This window comes from Embleya sp. NPDC020630, from assembly GCF_044334985.1.
Classification (GTDB): Bacteria; Actinomycetota; Actinomycetes; order Streptomycetales; family Streptomycetaceae; genus Embleya.
On the sequence record NZ_JBIRUB010000011.1, the window covers coordinates 209,750 to 223,464 of the forward strand.

Consider the following 13,715-nt stretch of genomic DNA (forward strand, 5'->3'; position numbering starts at 1 on the left):
AGCAGATGGCCGCGGAAGGCCCCGCGCGAGTTGCCGTGCGGGGTCTTCCCGCGTCCGGGGCCGGAACCGGCAGCCGGACCGGCGAGTCGGTCGAGCCCTGGTTGTTGCCGCTGCCCAAGCCGTTCGCGCGGCGGCTGACCTGTCGGCCGTGGCTGGGCGAGCTGCTGCTGGTCGCCGCGGTACTGCTGTGCGTGATCGGCGGCGCGATCGGGTCGACCAAGCGGCAGGAGACCACCGGCAGCCCGGACGCGTTCAACCTGGCCATCGCCGCGCTCACCTGCCTGCTGCTGCTGGGCCGGCTGCGCTGGCCGCTGACCGTGCTGGTGCTCACCGAGGCCGGCCAGATCTTCTACCTGGCCGCCGACGGCCTCGACGGGCCGATCCTGATCCCGACCATGGTGGCGCTGTACACCGTGGCCGCCCGCGGTCAGCTGCGCCGCTCGGTGCTGATCGCCTCGGCCGTGGCCCTGCTGCACACCGGCATGCGGATAGGGCTGACCCCCGACGGGTTCCTGTCCCCGGAGAAGTACCTGTCCGGGATCTGGATGTATCTGCCGGTGGCGATCGGCGAGGCGGTCCGCGCGAAGCGGGCCTACTGGGCGGAGGTACAGGCTCGCCTCGCCCGCGCCGAGCAGGAGCGCGAGGACGAGGCCCGGCGCCGGGTCACCGCCGAACGTATGCGCATCGCCCGCGAGCTGCACGACGTGGTCGCGCACAGCATCGCGATGATCAACATCCAGGCGGGCGTGGCCGCGCACGTCATCGATCGCGACGTGCCGCAGGCCAAGGAGGCGCTGGTACACATCAAGGTGGCCAGCCGCGACGCGCTGGCCGAACTGCGCACCACGCTGGGCGTGCTGCGCCAGGACGGCGACAACGACCTGCCCACCGAGCCGACCCCCGGGGTGGACGACGTGGAGTCGCTGGTGGCGTCCTATCGCAACGCGGGGCTGCCGGTGCTGCTCGAGGAGTCCGGCCAGGACCGGAACCCGTCCGCGCCGGTGGGCCTGGCCCTGTACCGGATCGTCCAGGAGTCGCTGACCAACGCGATGAAGCACGCCGGCGACGGGGCCACCGCGATCGTGCGGGTGGTCTACGGGGAGCACGCGGTCGAGGTCGACGTGCTCGACGACGGCCGCGGCACCCCCGAGCCGGGGCGCACGGGCGGCGCCGACGGCACCGGCCACGGCCTGCTCGGCATGCGGGAACGGGCGGTCGCCGTGGGCGGCTCGCTCGCGGTGGGCCCCGGCCCCAACGGCGGGTTTTCGGTACACGCGGTGCTGCCGCACCACAAGGGCGCGCCGGCGGCGCGCCGCGAAGGAGAGTCCTCATGACGGTGCGCGTGCTGATCGCGGACGACCAGCTGCTGGTGCGCTCGGGCTTCAAGGTGCTGGTCGGCAGCGACCCGGAGCTGGTGGTGGTCGGCGAGGCGGCGAACGGCACCGAGGCGTTGGCGCTGGCCCGGGAGACCACCCCGGACGTGGTGCTGATGGACATCCGGATGCCCGGCATGGACGGCCTGGAGGCGACCCGGCGGATCGTGCGCGACGACGATCTCGCGGGGGTGCGGGTGCTGGTGCTGACCACGTTCGAGGTCGACGAGTACGTGTTCGAGGCGCTGCGGGCCGGGGCCAGCGGGTTCCTGGTCAAGGACACCGATCCCGAGGACCTGCTCAAGGCGATCAAGACCGTCGCGTCGGGAGACGCGCTGCTCTCGCCGGGCGCCACCCGCGCCCTGGTGGCCCGCTTCCTGTCCCAGCCCGAGCCCAAGGTGGCCGCCCCGGACCGGCTGGAGGCGCTGACCGACCGCGAGCGCGAGGTGTTGTCGCTGGTCGCGGCCGGGATGAGCAACGACGAGATCGCCGAGCACCTGTTCGTGTCACCGCTGACCGCCAAGACCCACGTCAGTCGGGCGATGGTCAAGCTCGGCGCGCGCGATCGGGCGCAACTCGTGGTGATCGCCTACGAGTCGGGGATGGTTCGACCGGGACGCGGCTGACTTCCCGCGTCCCGGCGCACGTCAGCCCAGATCGCCCGCGAGCAGGGTGTGGATGCCCTCGACGTTGGCCCGCAGATAGGCCGCGAGGCTGGCCGGCACCAGCCCGACCGAGGCCAGTCCGGCCGGCGTGAACGGCACGCGCACGATGTCGTACTCGCCGTTCGGCTCGTCCACCTCGGGCCCGTGCCGCAGCGCGGGGTCCATCGATTCGAGCCGGCAGGCGAAGAAGTGCTGGACCTTGACCCCGCCGGGCTCGGGCACGGTGTCCACGAACGCGGGCACCGGTCGGCCGATCTTGCCGCCCAACTCCTCGAACACCTCGCGTCGCAGCGCCTCGGTGACCGTGGTGTCCTCGGGTTCGACGCCGCCGCCGGGGGTGATCCAGTACGGGGAACTGCCCGGCTTCGTGCGTTTGATCAGCACCATCCGGTCCTCCTCGTCGAGAAGGATCGCGCGTGCCGTCCGCTTCACCACTGAACGCATCGTCGTGCCTCTGCTTTCTCGCCAGGCGTGGCCCCCCGCCTGAGACTTGCTTTCCGACGGAGCGGCCGGTTTATGCCTGTCTCACCCCACGCGAAGGGATCATGCCCAGCGCGCGGCGCGCGCGATCAGCTCGCCGTGCAGATGCGCGATGTGCGGTTGGCTCAGCGTGCCCTCGCGCACCGCGAGGAACACCGTGTGCAACGGCGGAAGTTCGGGCTCCAGCAGGGCCACCACCGCGCGCCGGTCCAGCGCCTCGGCGCACAGGTAGCGCGGCAGCACCGCGATGCCGTGCCCGGCGCGCACACACTCCAGGACGGCGCGCAGGTCGGGCACCGTCACCGCGGCGGGTGCGGTGGGCTTGGCGTCGAACACGGTGGACCAGTAGCGCCGGATCAGCGGTTGCTCCTCGGCCTCGCCGACCAGCGGCACCCCGTCCAGGGCGGCCGGGCCCTGCGCCCGGATCCGGCTCTGCGGCAGCCGCGAGGCCCAGTTCGGCGCGCCGACCAGGACGTACTCCTCGTCGGTGAGCGGTGTACCGACGATCCCCCGGGCGCGCGGGCGCACGTCGGAGATGACCAGGTCGTGCCGGGCCGCGGCGAGCCCGGCCAACAGCGTGTCGCCGGTACCCAGGGTCACCCGTAACCGCAGGCCGCGCCGGACCAGGTCGGCCAGCGACGGCAACACGCGCAGCGCGGTCAGTTCGGTGGGGCCGCCCAGGTGCACCGTGCGCCGCATCGGGTCGGTGCCGCGCAGTTCGCGGGCGGCGATCTCCTCGATCGCGTCCAGGTGCGGGGCGAGTCGGCGGGCCAGTTCGTCGGCGGGGCCGGTGGGCGCCACCCCACGCGGCAGCCGTTCGAACAACTGCTTGCCCACCTGCTTTTCCAGGGTGCGGATCTGCGCGGTTATCGCCGGTTGCGACAGTCCGAGCGACGCGGAGGCTCGGGTGAAGGAGCCCGCGCGGTGCACGGCCAGGAAAGTGCGCAACAGCGTCAGGTCCACGGGTCCCCCGTCTCGTGTCCCCCGACCACTCCCGAGAGCCGGGGACATCACGTGATCTTGCCCGAAGTCGCAGGTCAGCCCGGGGAGGCGGCGTCCAGGGCGCGCAGCACGTCGGCGACGAGATCCGCGGTGTCCTCGCAGCCCGCCGAGAATCTGACGAACCCCTCCGCGACATCGTTCCCGGCCCAGCGCGCACGTCGCTCGGCCATGCTGTGCACGCCGCCGAAACTGGTGGCTTCGGCGACCAGTTCGAGGGCGCCCAGGAAGCGACGAGCGGTGTCCGCGTCGGCGAGCGTGAAGCTCACGACGCAGCCGAACCGCCGCATCACACGGGTGGCCACATCGTAGGACGGATCGCCCTTCAGCGCGGGGTGGCGGACGTCGGTGACCTCGGGGCGAGCGAGCAGCGCCTCGGCCACGGCCAGCGCGTTGGTCCCCTGCCGATCCACCCGCAACTGGAGGGTGGACAACGAACGATGCGCCAACCAGGCCTCCATCGGCCCGGGCACCGCACCGGTGAGCGAGCGCCAGGACCGGACCCGCTCGGCCAGTTCGGCGCTCGCGCAGGCGACGTAGCCGAGCAGCACGTCGCTGTGCCCGGTCAGCGCCTTGGTGCCGCTCGCCGCCGAGATGTCCGCGCCCAGCGCGAGAGGGAGTTGGCCCAGTGGTGTGGCCAGCGTGTTGTCCACCGCCACCCGCGCGTCCCGGGCGTGCGCGAGTTCCGCGACGCGGCGGATGTCGCACACGTCCAGACCCGGATTGCTCGGGGTCTCCAGCCACACCAGTCGGGCCCCGGGCAGGGCCCGTTCCAGCTCGTCCCCGGCGGTCGGCACGGTGCGCACCTCGACCCCGCGCTCGGCCAGGTGCGCGCCGACCGTGCGGGTGGCGGGGTAGCCGTCGGAGGGCAGCACGACCACGTCGCCCGGCCCGGTGAGGCCGAGCAGGACGGCCGAGATCGCGGCCATCCCGGACGCGAACGTCACCGTGCCGGCGGCGCCCTCCAACGCGCCGATCGCGGTCTCCAGGCCGGTCCAGGTGGGGTTGGCGTAGCGCCCGTACCGGTAGGGCCCGGCCGGCTCGCCGGGCAGGTGGTAGGTGCCGGCGAACACCGGCCCGGGCAGGAAGGGGTCGCCCGGGGCGTGGCCGGGGCTGCCCACCCGGACCGCGCGTGTCCCGTCGCTCCATTCGTCGACCATCACGACTCCCTCGCTGCCTGTTTCACGTGAAACCTCATGCCGAGCCATCGTGGCGGACGGCCGTCAGTCGCGGTCCAGGATCATGCTCAGGAACCAGCTGACCAGGCCGATCACCAAGGCGCCGAGCAGGGCCGCCCCGAAGCCGTCGATGTGGAAGTCGAGATCGAGCTTGTTGGATATCGCCTCGGTCAGCCACAACATCAGCGCGTTGATCACGAACGTGATCAGACCCAGGGTGAGTACGAACAGCGGCAGGGAGAGCAGCTTCACGATCGGTTTGATTATCGCGTTGACGATCCCGAAGATGAGCGCGACGAAAATTATCGTCTTGGCCCTGGTGCCGGCGGAGGCACCGTCGGCGAGATCGATTCCGGACACGAACCAGCCGGCGAACCAGATGGCCAGTGCGTTGGCGACAAGTTTGATGAGCAGGCTTTTCATATCTTGATGCTGGCACCCGGCGGCCCCCTCCCGCTCGTGCCTGGACGATAAGTCTGTTCGTGTCGGTAAGGAGTTGGTCACATGAAGGTCTTCCGCCTCGACGACCTGGACGCGGAACGCGCCTTCGAACAGGGCGCGTATCTGAGCTTCCTGCGCGAGCGGAACTTCTCGATGGGCCTGTACGCCCTGGAGCCGGGCGAGAGCGACACCCAGAAGCCGCACGGGCAGGACGAGGCGTACGTGGTGATCAGCGGTCGGGCCACGCTGACCGTGGGTGACGAGTCGACCGCCGTCGCCCGCGGCAGTGTGGTGTACGTGCCGGCGAAGGTGCCGCACCACTTCCACCGGATCACCGAACCGCTGCGCGTACTGGTGTTTTTCTCGCCGCCGGAGGCGTGAGCGGGCGGGCCACCGGCCGACGGCGGCCCGCCCTGGCCCCGGCGGCTCCGCCCACCGACCGGGCGGTGTACGACAATCACATCTCGGGATCCGACGATGGGAAGTACTTCCGATGGCACTGCGCGACGAACTCTGGGCGTCGATCGAGGACGTCTACGCGGCGATCCTCGACCACCCCTTCATCCACGGACTCACCGACGGCACGCTGCCGCGCGAGGCGTTCCGGCACTACGTCGTGCAGGACTCGCACTACCTGCGCGACTACGCCAGGGCGCTCGCGGTGTGCGCGGCCAAGGCGCCGGACGAGGCGACGACCGTACAGTTCGCGCGGGACGCGGCCGGGGCGATCGCGGCGGAGCGGTCGCTGCACGAGGGCTTCATGGTCGACTTCGGCAGCTCGGTGGCCGACGCGACGGCGACCGAGCCGGTGTTGCCCAGCACCCGCGCCTACGTCAGCTACCTGATGGCGACCGTGCACAACGGCTCGTTCGCCGAGGGTGTGGCCGCGGTGCTGCCCTGCTACTGGATCTATGCCCGGGTGGGTGACGCGCTGCTCGCCAAGGGTTCGCCCGACGAGTTGTACGGGCGGTGGATAGCCACGTACGGCGCCGAGGAGTTCCAGGAGACGGTGCGCGCGGTCCTGGATCTGGTGGACCGGATCGGCGAGGACCTGTCGGCGGGCGAACGGGCCCGGATGCTGGAACACTTCGCGACCACCGCGCGCTACGAGTGGATGTTCTGGGACGCCGCGTGGCGAGGCGAGCGCTGGCCGGTCTGAGCACGGGGTACGGCGGAGCGCGGCCCGGCGCACGTCGGGCCGCCGTCGCGCGGAGCGGAACCGGGCTTCCCGGGTAGGGCGTGTCCTCCCGGGGAATGTGCTCCCCGGGTGTGCACGTCTCGCGTGGGTTCGCGTGACTTGGGGGTTGGACGATGGAGACATGGCCGCAGTGGGCGCGCATCGGCGTTCCGGTGGTGGCGCTGGTGCTGCTGTGCTGGTTGCTGATCTGGCTGTTCTCGGCCTTCCTGATGCTCCTCGTCAAGGGTGTCGTGGGGTTGTTCGTGGTGATCGGCATGGTCGTGCTCGCGCGTACGGCGGTGGCCGGTCGGGGACCGCGCGATCCGCTGGGGTGAACCCGGCGCTGGTCGTGCGGTCGGCGGTGTGCCAGGGTGGGGGCGCACCACACGGAGATACACGGGAGCTCGGGGCACCGGGCTGAGAGGGCGCTGAGGCCGCGCCGACCGCAGAACCTGACCGGGTAATGCCGGCGTAGGGAGCCTTTCCATGACCTCGCACGACACTTCGCTGTCCGCCGCCATCGCGCAGACGGTCACCAGCGGTCCGATTTCCCCCGCCCACCACCGCGGCTATGTCGCCGGATCGCGCGAGGACCTGCGCGTCCCGGTGCGTACGGTGCACCTGACCAACGGCGAGACGGTTCGCCTGTACGACACGTCCGGCCCGTACACCGATCCCGCCTTCGAGGTGGACGTGCGGCGCGGTCTGCCCGCGTTGCGCGAGGCGTGGATCGACGAGCGCGGCGACACCGAGCGCTATGACGGCCGGATCGCCGACCTCACCCCCGCCGGGCTCGCGGTGCCGGGTGCGGGGGCGCGTCCGCGGCGGGCCGCCGGATCCGAGGCGGTGACCCAACTCGGCTACGCCCGGCGCGGGCTGATCACCCCGGAGATGGAGTTCGTGGCCGTCCGCGAGGGCCTGACCCCCGAGGTGGTGCGCGACGAGATCGCCGCCGGGCGGGCGGTGTTGCCCGCGAACATCAACCACCCCGAGATCGAGCCGATGGCGATCGGGAAGAACTTCCTGGTCAAGGTCAACGCGAACATCGGCAACTCGGCGGTGACCTCCTCGATCGAGGAGGAGACCGACAAGCTGGTGTGGGCGATCCGCTGGGGCGCGGACACGGTGATGGACCTGTCCACCGGCAAGGACATCCACACCACGCGCGAGTGGATCGTGCGCAACTCGCCGGTCCCGATCGGCACGGTGCCGCTGTACCAGGCGCTGGAGAAGGTGAACGGCAAGCCCGAGGAACTGACCTGGGAGCTGTACCGGGACACCGTGATCGAGCAGTGCGAGCAGGGCGTCGACTACATGACGGTGCACGCCGGCGTGCTGCTTCGCTATGTGCCGCTGACCGCGCGGCGCAAGACCGGGATCGTCTCGCGCGGCGGCTCGATCATGGCCGCGTGGTGTCTGGCGCACCACCGGGAGAACTTCCTGTACACGCACTTCGCCGAGCTGACCGAGATCCTGCGCGCGTACGACGTGACCTACTCGCTCGGCGACGGCCTGCGGCCGGGCTCGATCGCCGACGCCAACGACGCGGCGCAGTTCGCCGAGTTGGAGACGCTGGGCGAACTGGGCCGGATCTCCCGGTCGATGGACGTCCAGGTGATGATCGAGGGCCCCGGCCACGTGCCGATGCACAAGATCAAGGAGAACGTCGACCTCCAGCAGCGCATCTGCGACGAGGCGCCGTTCTACACCCTGGGCCCGCTGACCACCGACGTGGCGCCCGGCTACGACCACATCACCTCGGCGATCGGCGCGGCGATGATCGGCATGTGGGGCACCGCGATGCTCTGCTACGTGACGCCGAAGGAGCACCTGGGCCTGCCGGACCGCGACGACGTCAAGGCGGGCGTGATCGCGTACCGGATCGCCGCGCACGCGGCCGACCTGGCCAAGGGCCACCCGGGCGCGCAGGCGTGGGACGACGCGCTCTCCGACGCCCGGTTCGAGTTCCGCTGGCAGGACCAGTTCGACCTGGCGATGGACCCGGACACGGCACGGGCCTATCACGACGCGACGCTGCCGGCCGAGCCGGCGAAGACCGCCCACTTCTGCTCGATGTGCGGGCCGAAGTTCTGCTCCATGCGGATCTCCCACGACATCCGCGCGGAACACGGCGACGGCGTGGCGGTCGACGTCGAGGCCGAGGCGGGCATGCGCGCCAAGTCGGCGGAGTTCGCCGCCTCGGGCAACCGGGTGTATCTGCCGCTGGCCGACTGAGTCGCGGCGACGGGCCGCGGATCCTCGTTCTCGATTGTGGTGGGATCCGCGGTCCCTCGCCGGACGGGGCCCGGCTAGGAGATCGCCCGGAGGCGGCCGGTGCCCGGCCGGCGCAGCTGCTCCAGGCTCGTCGCCGTTGCCTCGTTCGCGGGCAGGAAGACGACCAACTGCTGGTCGTCGCAGGCGAGTTCGAGTGTCTCCCGGTTGAGCTCGAGTCGGTGGCCCGAGGGGTGGTCGAGGCGGAGTACGCCGCGTGCGGGTACCACGTGTCGGTTCAGGCGGGTGGTGAACTCGGGTCCGGCGAGGGGCCCGAGTTCGCGGGTGATCCACTGGGAGCCCTCGACCGAGGGGGCGAGCCACAGGTCGAAGGCCTGCTCGTCCGCGACGATGTCCCAGTCGACGAAGAAGGTCCGGGCGGCGGGGTCGGTGAACACGTAGCGGGTGAGGTTCGGGGCGTCGGCGTCGAGCAATCCGCTCGCGCCCATGACCGACGCGTAGCCGGCGGTGTGGGCGAGCACGTAGCCCAGCCGGTTGCTCACCGCGGCGATGCCCGGTTCGAGGAGGCGAAGGGTCTCCTGAATGGTCGGGCGCACCTTTCGGGCCGTCGGCGTGGGCGCGGGCCGGGGATGGGCGGAGCATTCGCCACCGGTGATCTTCGCGAGGTAGCGCAGGTGCACCCGTTCCGCGGGGTCGAGGCTGAGCGCGTCGGCGAGCGCGTTCACGATCGACACCGAGGGGTTGCGGTCCCGGCCCTGTTCGATGCGGGTCAGGTATTCGACGCTGATGCCGGCGCGCGCGGCGAGATCCAGGCGCCGCAGTCCCGGCGACCTGCGTCGCCCGCGCTCGGGCAGGCCCAGTGATTCGGGTTGCACGCTGTCGCGTTTGGTGCGGATGAAATCCCCCAACGGCGTACTCATGCCGCGAGCATAGGCCGCCGATCGCCGCCGGTGGAGGGCTCAGCGTGGCTCCCCTGGGGCCGGCCTGAGCGCGGTCTGGTTGCCCCCGCGGCGCGGCCGGATCGTGGTGGGCATGGAGAACAAGCCCAAGCTGCTGATCATTGTCGGAAGTGTTCGCGAAGGCCGATTCGGCCCGGTCGTGACCTCGTGGTTCACCGAACAGGCCGGTGCCCACGGCGGATTCGAGGTGGATGTCGTCGATCTGGCCGAGATCGACATCCCGTTGGCACTGCCCGCGGCATCGCCCAAGGCCCCCGCCGACGAGTACCCCCGTCCGGCCGGGATGGCGCCGTTGACGTCGGCCCTCGCGAGTGCCGACGCGATCGTGCTGGTCACGCCGGAGTACAACCACAGCTATCCCGCGTCGTTGAAGGCCGCCATCGACTGGCACTTCACCCAGTGGACGGCCAAGCCCGTGGCCTTCGTCAGCTACGGCGGCGCGGCGGGTGGCCGGCACGCGGTGCTGCACCTGGAGAACGTGCTGACGGAGCTGCACGCGGTGACCATCCGCGACGGCCTGGCCTTCCCGAACTACTTCCTCACATGGCGGGACGACCGCCCGACCGACCCCGATGCCCCGGGCTACGCCAAGGTCCTGCTCGACCAGCTGTCCTGGTGGGCTCACGCGCTCCGGTCGGCGCGGGAGACGACTCCGTATCCGGCATGAGGCCGGCCTGACGACGGCCCGGATCCCGGGCCGTCGTCAGGCCGGTCCGGGCGGGTCCGCCTCGCCGGCGACGACGACGCCGTGCTCGTACGCGAACACCACCGCCTGCGCCCGATCGCGCAGGCCCAGCTTCGCGAACATGCCGCCCACGTGGCTCTTCACGGTCGCCTCGGTGACCACGAGCCGGGCGGCGATCTCGCTGTTGGACAGGCCGCGGCCGACCAGGAACAGCGCCTCTCGTTCGCGGGGGGTGAGTGTGGCCAGGAGCGCCGACGGCGGGCGGAGCGGATCGGTGCGGCCGGCGAAGTTCTCGATGAGGCGCCGGGTGATCGACGGCGAGAGCAGCCCCTCCCCGGCGTGGACCACGTGGATCGCCTCCACCAGGCGGGCGCGCGAGGCGTCCTTGAGCAGGAATCCCGCGGCGCCCGCGCGCAACGCGCCGAAGACGTACTCGTCCAGGTCGAACGTGGTCAGGATCAGTACGCGCGGGGGCGGTGAGATCCCGGCGGCGTGCAGGCGGGCGGTGGCCTCGACGCCGTCCATGCGCGGCATCCGGATGTCCATCAGGACCACGTCCGGACGCAGCGCGGCGGCCAGTTCGACGGCCTCGTCGCCGTCCTCGGCCTCGCCGACCACGTCGAAGTCGTCCCGGGTCTGCAGGAACAGGCGCAGACCGGTGCGGATCAGCTCCTGGTCGTCGACGATCAGCAGGCGGATGCCCCCGGTGCTCACGCGGGATCCCCGAGCGGCAGTCGGGCCGCGACCCGGAAGCCGCCGTCCGCGCCGGGCCGGGCCTCCAGTTCGCCGCCGAGCACGCCGATTCGCTCGCGCATGCCGACCAGGCCGTGGCCACCCGGGGCGGGTTCGGCCGCCGGCGCGCCGTCGTTGACGATCGTGACCCGCAGATGGGTGGCGCCGAAGTCGAGGGTGACCGCGACGCGGGTGGGACGGGCGTGCTTGAGCACGTTGGTCAGTGCCTCCTCGACGATGCGGTACACCGACAACTCGACGCCGCCGGCGAGCGGCCGGGAGGTGCCGGTGACCTCCAGGTGTGCGGGCAGCCCGGCCTCGCCGAACGAGGCGACCAGCGTGGGCAGTCGGGCCAGCGAGGGTTGCGGGTGCATCCGCACACCCTGGTCCGGCTCGCGCAGGAGCAGCAACATCCGGCGCAACTCGACCAGGCTCTGCTCGGCGTTGCGCTCGACCCGCTCCAGCGTGTCGTCGGCCACGTTGGGTGCCACGCGCAGCACGTCCCGCGCGCCGCGTACGCCCACCAGCGTCACGGTGACCGAGTGGGCGATGATGTCGTGCAGTTCGCGGGCGATCGCGGCGCGTTCGCGCTGGGCCGCGATCACCGAGAGTTGCTCGCGCTCGCGCTCCAGGTGGGCCGCGCGTTCCTCCAGGGCGGCGGTGTAGCGGCGCCGGGTCTGCGCGTAGGTGCCCAGGGCCCACGCGACGACGGTGACCGGGAACGAGACGATGTCGGCCGCCATCAGGAACACGGCCGTCGGCACGAGGGCGGCCACCGACGCCCGCCGCTCGCGCAGTTCGGCGATGGTGAACAGGGCCACCAGTGCCGGCGCCCCGCCGGGGTTGGCGCCGGTCGCCACGAGCAGCGCCTCGACGGCGCACACGGCCGGCAGCACGACGAGGGGTGCGGGCCGTCGGGCGAGCAGGAGCGCGCCGCTGCCCACGATCAGGACCACGCGAAGCGGCCGGACCGGGGTCGAGTCGTCGAAGTTCAGGTTGAGTTCGACGACGAGGGCCACCACCGCGACGACGGCGTCCAGTACCGCGAAGCGGCGCGCGTGGAGCCATGCGCGCGCCGCCCGTACGGACCGGGGTATTGCGATCACGCCAGGTCACGCCGACGCTCGCCGGCGACGGCCGCGGCCACCAGCACGATCGCCCAGGGGCACAGCACCACCGCGGCGGCACCCGGCGACAACGCCGTGGCGCGCGACGCGCGGGACAGCACCTCGGCGGCTCCGAACGGGGTGTAGGTCACCGCGGTTTCGGCGACACCGGAGACCAGCGGAAGCACCGCGAAGTTCACCAGCAACACCACGACCACCCCCACGACCGGACTGCGCACCATCGCGCCGACGGCGGCCCCCATGATCGCAGAGAGCACGAAGGCGACCAGGTTGCCCGCCGCGACCGAGGTCACCTGGCCCGGGGTGAGGTCGGCTCCCGGGTGGTCGGCGAGCAGGGGCAGGCCGAGACCGACCGACACGGCGATCAACAGGGCGGCGATCGACAGACCGGTCAGCGCGTAGGCGCCGATCCTGGCCAGCAGGAGCGTGCCGCGGTCGCGCCCGGCCACCAACGCGGCCGGCGCAGCGGTGCGGTGGCGATACTCGCCGGCCGCGCCGACCAGGCCCCACACCATCAACAGGACCGGCAACCCGGCCAGGGCCTGCTCCTTCTCGCCCACCTCGTCCAGCCGGCCCGAGCCGACGGCGACGATCAGCACGTTGAGCACGGCGTACCCGACGCCGCAGGCGACGAAGGTGTGCAGCGAGCGGGTGGTGAGCGTCTTGAGCAGCTCGCCCCGGAGCAGGCGGCTCATGCGCGCCGTCCTTCGGTCAGGTCGAGGAACACGTCCTCCAGGGAGGTGGTCCGCGCCGTGATCTCCTCCAGCGGGATACGTTCTCCCAGGGCCAGGCGGGCGACCTCGGCGGCCGGGAGCGCCTCGATCCACAGGCCGCCGCCGGGCGCGGGCCGGACCCGGGCGCCGGCGCCTTCGAGGAGGGCGGTCAGCCGCTCGGGTTCGGGGGTTCGTACCGAGAGCGCGCCCTGTTCGAGCTCGCCGATCGGGCCGGTGTGGACCAGCCGGCCCCGGTCGATGACGACCACGTCGTCGACCGTTCGCGCGGCCTCGCCGAGCATGTGGCTGGAGAGCAGGGTGGTACGGCCGCGCGCGGCGCGTTCGCGCAGCAGCGTGCGCAGTCGGCGGATGGCCTGGGGGTCCAGGCCGTTCACCGGTTCGTCCAGGACCAGGACCTCCGGATCGCCGAGCAACGCGGCGGCCAGTCCCAGGCGTTGCCGCATGCCCAGCGAGTAGGTGCCCACCCGCCGTCCGGCGGCCTGCTCCAGTGCGACGATTTCCAGCACCTCGTCGACCCGGGCGGCCGGCAGGCCGGCCAGGAGCGCCGAGGCCCGCAGGTGGGCCCGGCCGGTGCGGCCGGGATGGGCGCCGCACGGCTCGATGTGCACGCCCAGCGCGCGGGCGTCGCGGGGCACCGGACCGCCTCGGAAGGACACGTGCCCGGCGGTGGGCCGGACCAGTCCGACGACCGTCTTCAACACGGTCGTCTTGCCCGCCCCGTTCGGGCCGAGGAACCCGGTCACCACCCCCGCCCGCACAGTGAAGGAGAGACGGTCGACCACGGTGGTGCGGCCGTAGCGTTTGGTCAGTTCGTGGACCGCTATCGCCGGGGTGTGTGAGGGCGTCGAAGTCATGCCGAAAGCATCGACGCCGCCGATCTCCCGGTCTTCGGTCGAAGGACCGAACCCGAACTGCCACTTGCGGAGGAGCGGC

General features: G+C 71.8%; 16 protein-coding genes and 1 riboswitch. Of the genes, 7 read left to right on the forward strand and 9 right to left on the reverse strand.

The features are described 5' to 3' along the window. Nucleotides 1–5: 5 nt before the first annotated feature. Together ACH4XV_RS32085 and ACH4XV_RS32090 are read left to right on the forward strand one after the other, a co-directional pair. A complete protein-coding gene (locus tag ACH4XV_RS32085; RefSeq protein WP_395795822.1) occupies nucleotides 6–1,334 on the forward strand; it encodes a sensor histidine kinase in 1,329 nt (442 codons plus the stop codon). Continuing rightward, nucleotides 1,331–1,999: a response regulator transcription factor gene (locus tag ACH4XV_RS32090; RefSeq protein ID WP_078976274.1), complete on the forward strand. Its 669-nt coding sequence runs from the start codon at nucleotides 1,331–1,333 to the stop codon at nucleotides 1,997–1,999. The genes ACH4XV_RS32085 and ACH4XV_RS32090 overlap by 4 nt, the downstream gene beginning before the upstream one ends. 21 nt (nucleotides 2,000–2,020) lie before the next feature. On the opposite strand, the gene ACH4XV_RS32095 is transcribed toward ACH4XV_RS32090, so the two are convergent. The 4 genes from ACH4XV_RS32095 to ACH4XV_RS32110 form a co-directional block, all read right to left on the reverse strand. Then, nucleotides 2,021–2,482: an NUDIX domain-containing protein gene (locus ACH4XV_RS32095; protein ID WP_380003345.1), complete on the reverse strand. Its 462-nt coding sequence runs from the start codon at nucleotides 2,480–2,482 to the stop codon at nucleotides 2,021–2,023. A 99-nt stretch (nucleotides 2,483–2,581) separates the two neighbouring features. Continuing rightward, nucleotides 2,582–3,481, reverse strand: coding sequence for a LysR family transcriptional regulator (locus ACH4XV_RS32100; protein WP_395795823.1), 900 nt, complete (start codon nucleotides 3,479–3,481; stop codon nucleotides 2,582–2,584). A gap of 74 nt (nucleotides 3,482–3,555) precedes the next feature. Beyond that, the gene (locus ACH4XV_RS32105) at nucleotides 3,556–4,677 is read right to left on the reverse strand and encodes a cystathionine gamma-lyase (protein WP_395795824.1); all 1,122 of its coding nucleotides are present in this window, start codon (nucleotides 4,675–4,677) and stop codon (nucleotides 3,556–3,558) included. Nucleotides 4,678–4,740: 63 nt separating this feature from the next. Then, nucleotides 4,741–5,118, reverse strand: a complete 378-nt coding sequence (locus tag ACH4XV_RS32110) for a phage holin family protein (RefSeq protein WP_126640292.1) — start codon at nucleotides 5,116–5,118, stop codon at nucleotides 4,741–4,743. A gap of 81 nt (nucleotides 5,119–5,199) precedes the next feature. Between ACH4XV_RS32110 and ACH4XV_RS32115 the strand changes: the two genes are divergently transcribed. The 4 genes from ACH4XV_RS32115 (at nucleotide 5,200) to thiC (ending at nucleotide 8,548) form a co-directional block, all read left to right on the forward strand. Beyond that, complete coding sequence (locus ACH4XV_RS32115; protein WP_380030574.1) at nucleotides 5,200–5,517, forward strand: cupin domain-containing protein; 318 nt, start codon at nucleotides 5,200–5,202, stop codon at nucleotides 5,515–5,517. Nucleotides 5,518–5,629: 112 nt separating this feature from the next. Further along, a complete protein-coding gene (gene tenA / locus ACH4XV_RS32120; protein WP_395795825.1) occupies nucleotides 5,630–6,295 on the forward strand; it encodes a thiaminase II in 666 nt (221 codons plus the stop codon). A 152-nt stretch (nucleotides 6,296–6,447) separates the two neighbouring features. Continuing rightward, a complete protein-coding gene (locus ACH4XV_RS32125; RefSeq protein ID WP_395795826.1) occupies nucleotides 6,448–6,648 on the forward strand; it encodes a hypothetical protein in 201 nt (66 codons plus the stop codon). A gap of 51 nt (nucleotides 6,649–6,699) precedes the next feature. Further along, nucleotides 6,700–6,808, forward strand: a riboswitch (TPP riboswitch). Continuing rightward, nucleotides 6,800–8,548, forward strand: a complete 1,749-nt coding sequence (thiC, locus tag ACH4XV_RS32130) for a phosphomethylpyrimidine synthase ThiC (protein WP_395795827.1) — start codon at nucleotides 6,800–6,802, stop codon at nucleotides 8,546–8,548. (Overlaps the previous riboswitch by 9 nt.) A gap of 74 nt (nucleotides 8,549–8,622) precedes the next feature. On the opposite strand, the gene ACH4XV_RS32135 is transcribed toward thiC, so the two are convergent. Further along, nucleotides 8,623–9,465, reverse strand: coding sequence for a helix-turn-helix domain-containing protein (locus ACH4XV_RS32135; RefSeq protein WP_395795828.1), 843 nt, complete (start codon nucleotides 9,463–9,465; stop codon nucleotides 8,623–8,625). A 112-nt stretch (nucleotides 9,466–9,577) separates the two neighbouring features. Here ACH4XV_RS32135 and ACH4XV_RS32140 point away from each other — a divergent pair, with 112 nt between their 5' ends. Then, entirely contained in the window at nucleotides 9,578–10,171 is a 594-nt protein-coding gene (locus tag ACH4XV_RS32140; protein ID WP_395795829.1) for an NADPH-dependent FMN reductase, read from the forward strand. 36 nt (nucleotides 10,172–10,207) lie between these two features. Here the strand turns inward: ACH4XV_RS32140 and ACH4XV_RS32145 are convergent, their stop codons facing one another. The 4 genes from ACH4XV_RS32145 to ACH4XV_RS32160 are packed head-to-tail and all read right to left on the reverse strand — an operon-like array spanning nucleotide 10,208 to nucleotide 13,636. Further along, nucleotides 10,208–10,903, reverse strand: coding sequence for a response regulator (locus tag ACH4XV_RS32145; RefSeq protein ID WP_395795830.1), 696 nt, complete (start codon nucleotides 10,901–10,903; stop codon nucleotides 10,208–10,210). Further along, a complete protein-coding gene (locus ACH4XV_RS32150) occupies nucleotides 10,900–12,027 on the reverse strand; it encodes a sensor histidine kinase (RefSeq protein WP_395795831.1) in 1,128 nt (375 codons plus the stop codon). Before ACH4XV_RS32150 ends, ACH4XV_RS32145 begins: the two co-directional genes overlap by 4 nt. Then, the gene (locus ACH4XV_RS32155; RefSeq protein ID WP_395795832.1) at nucleotides 12,024–12,743 is read right to left on the reverse strand and encodes an ABC transporter permease; all 720 of its coding nucleotides are present in this window, start codon (nucleotides 12,741–12,743) and stop codon (nucleotides 12,024–12,026) included. Before ACH4XV_RS32155 ends, ACH4XV_RS32150 begins: the two co-directional genes overlap by 4 nt. Beyond that, a complete protein-coding gene (locus tag ACH4XV_RS32160; protein ID WP_395795833.1) occupies nucleotides 12,740–13,636 on the reverse strand; it encodes an ABC transporter ATP-binding protein in 897 nt (298 codons plus the stop codon). The genes ACH4XV_RS32155 and ACH4XV_RS32160 overlap by 4 nt, the downstream gene beginning before the upstream one ends. Nucleotides 13,637–13,715 lie beyond the last annotated feature (79 nt).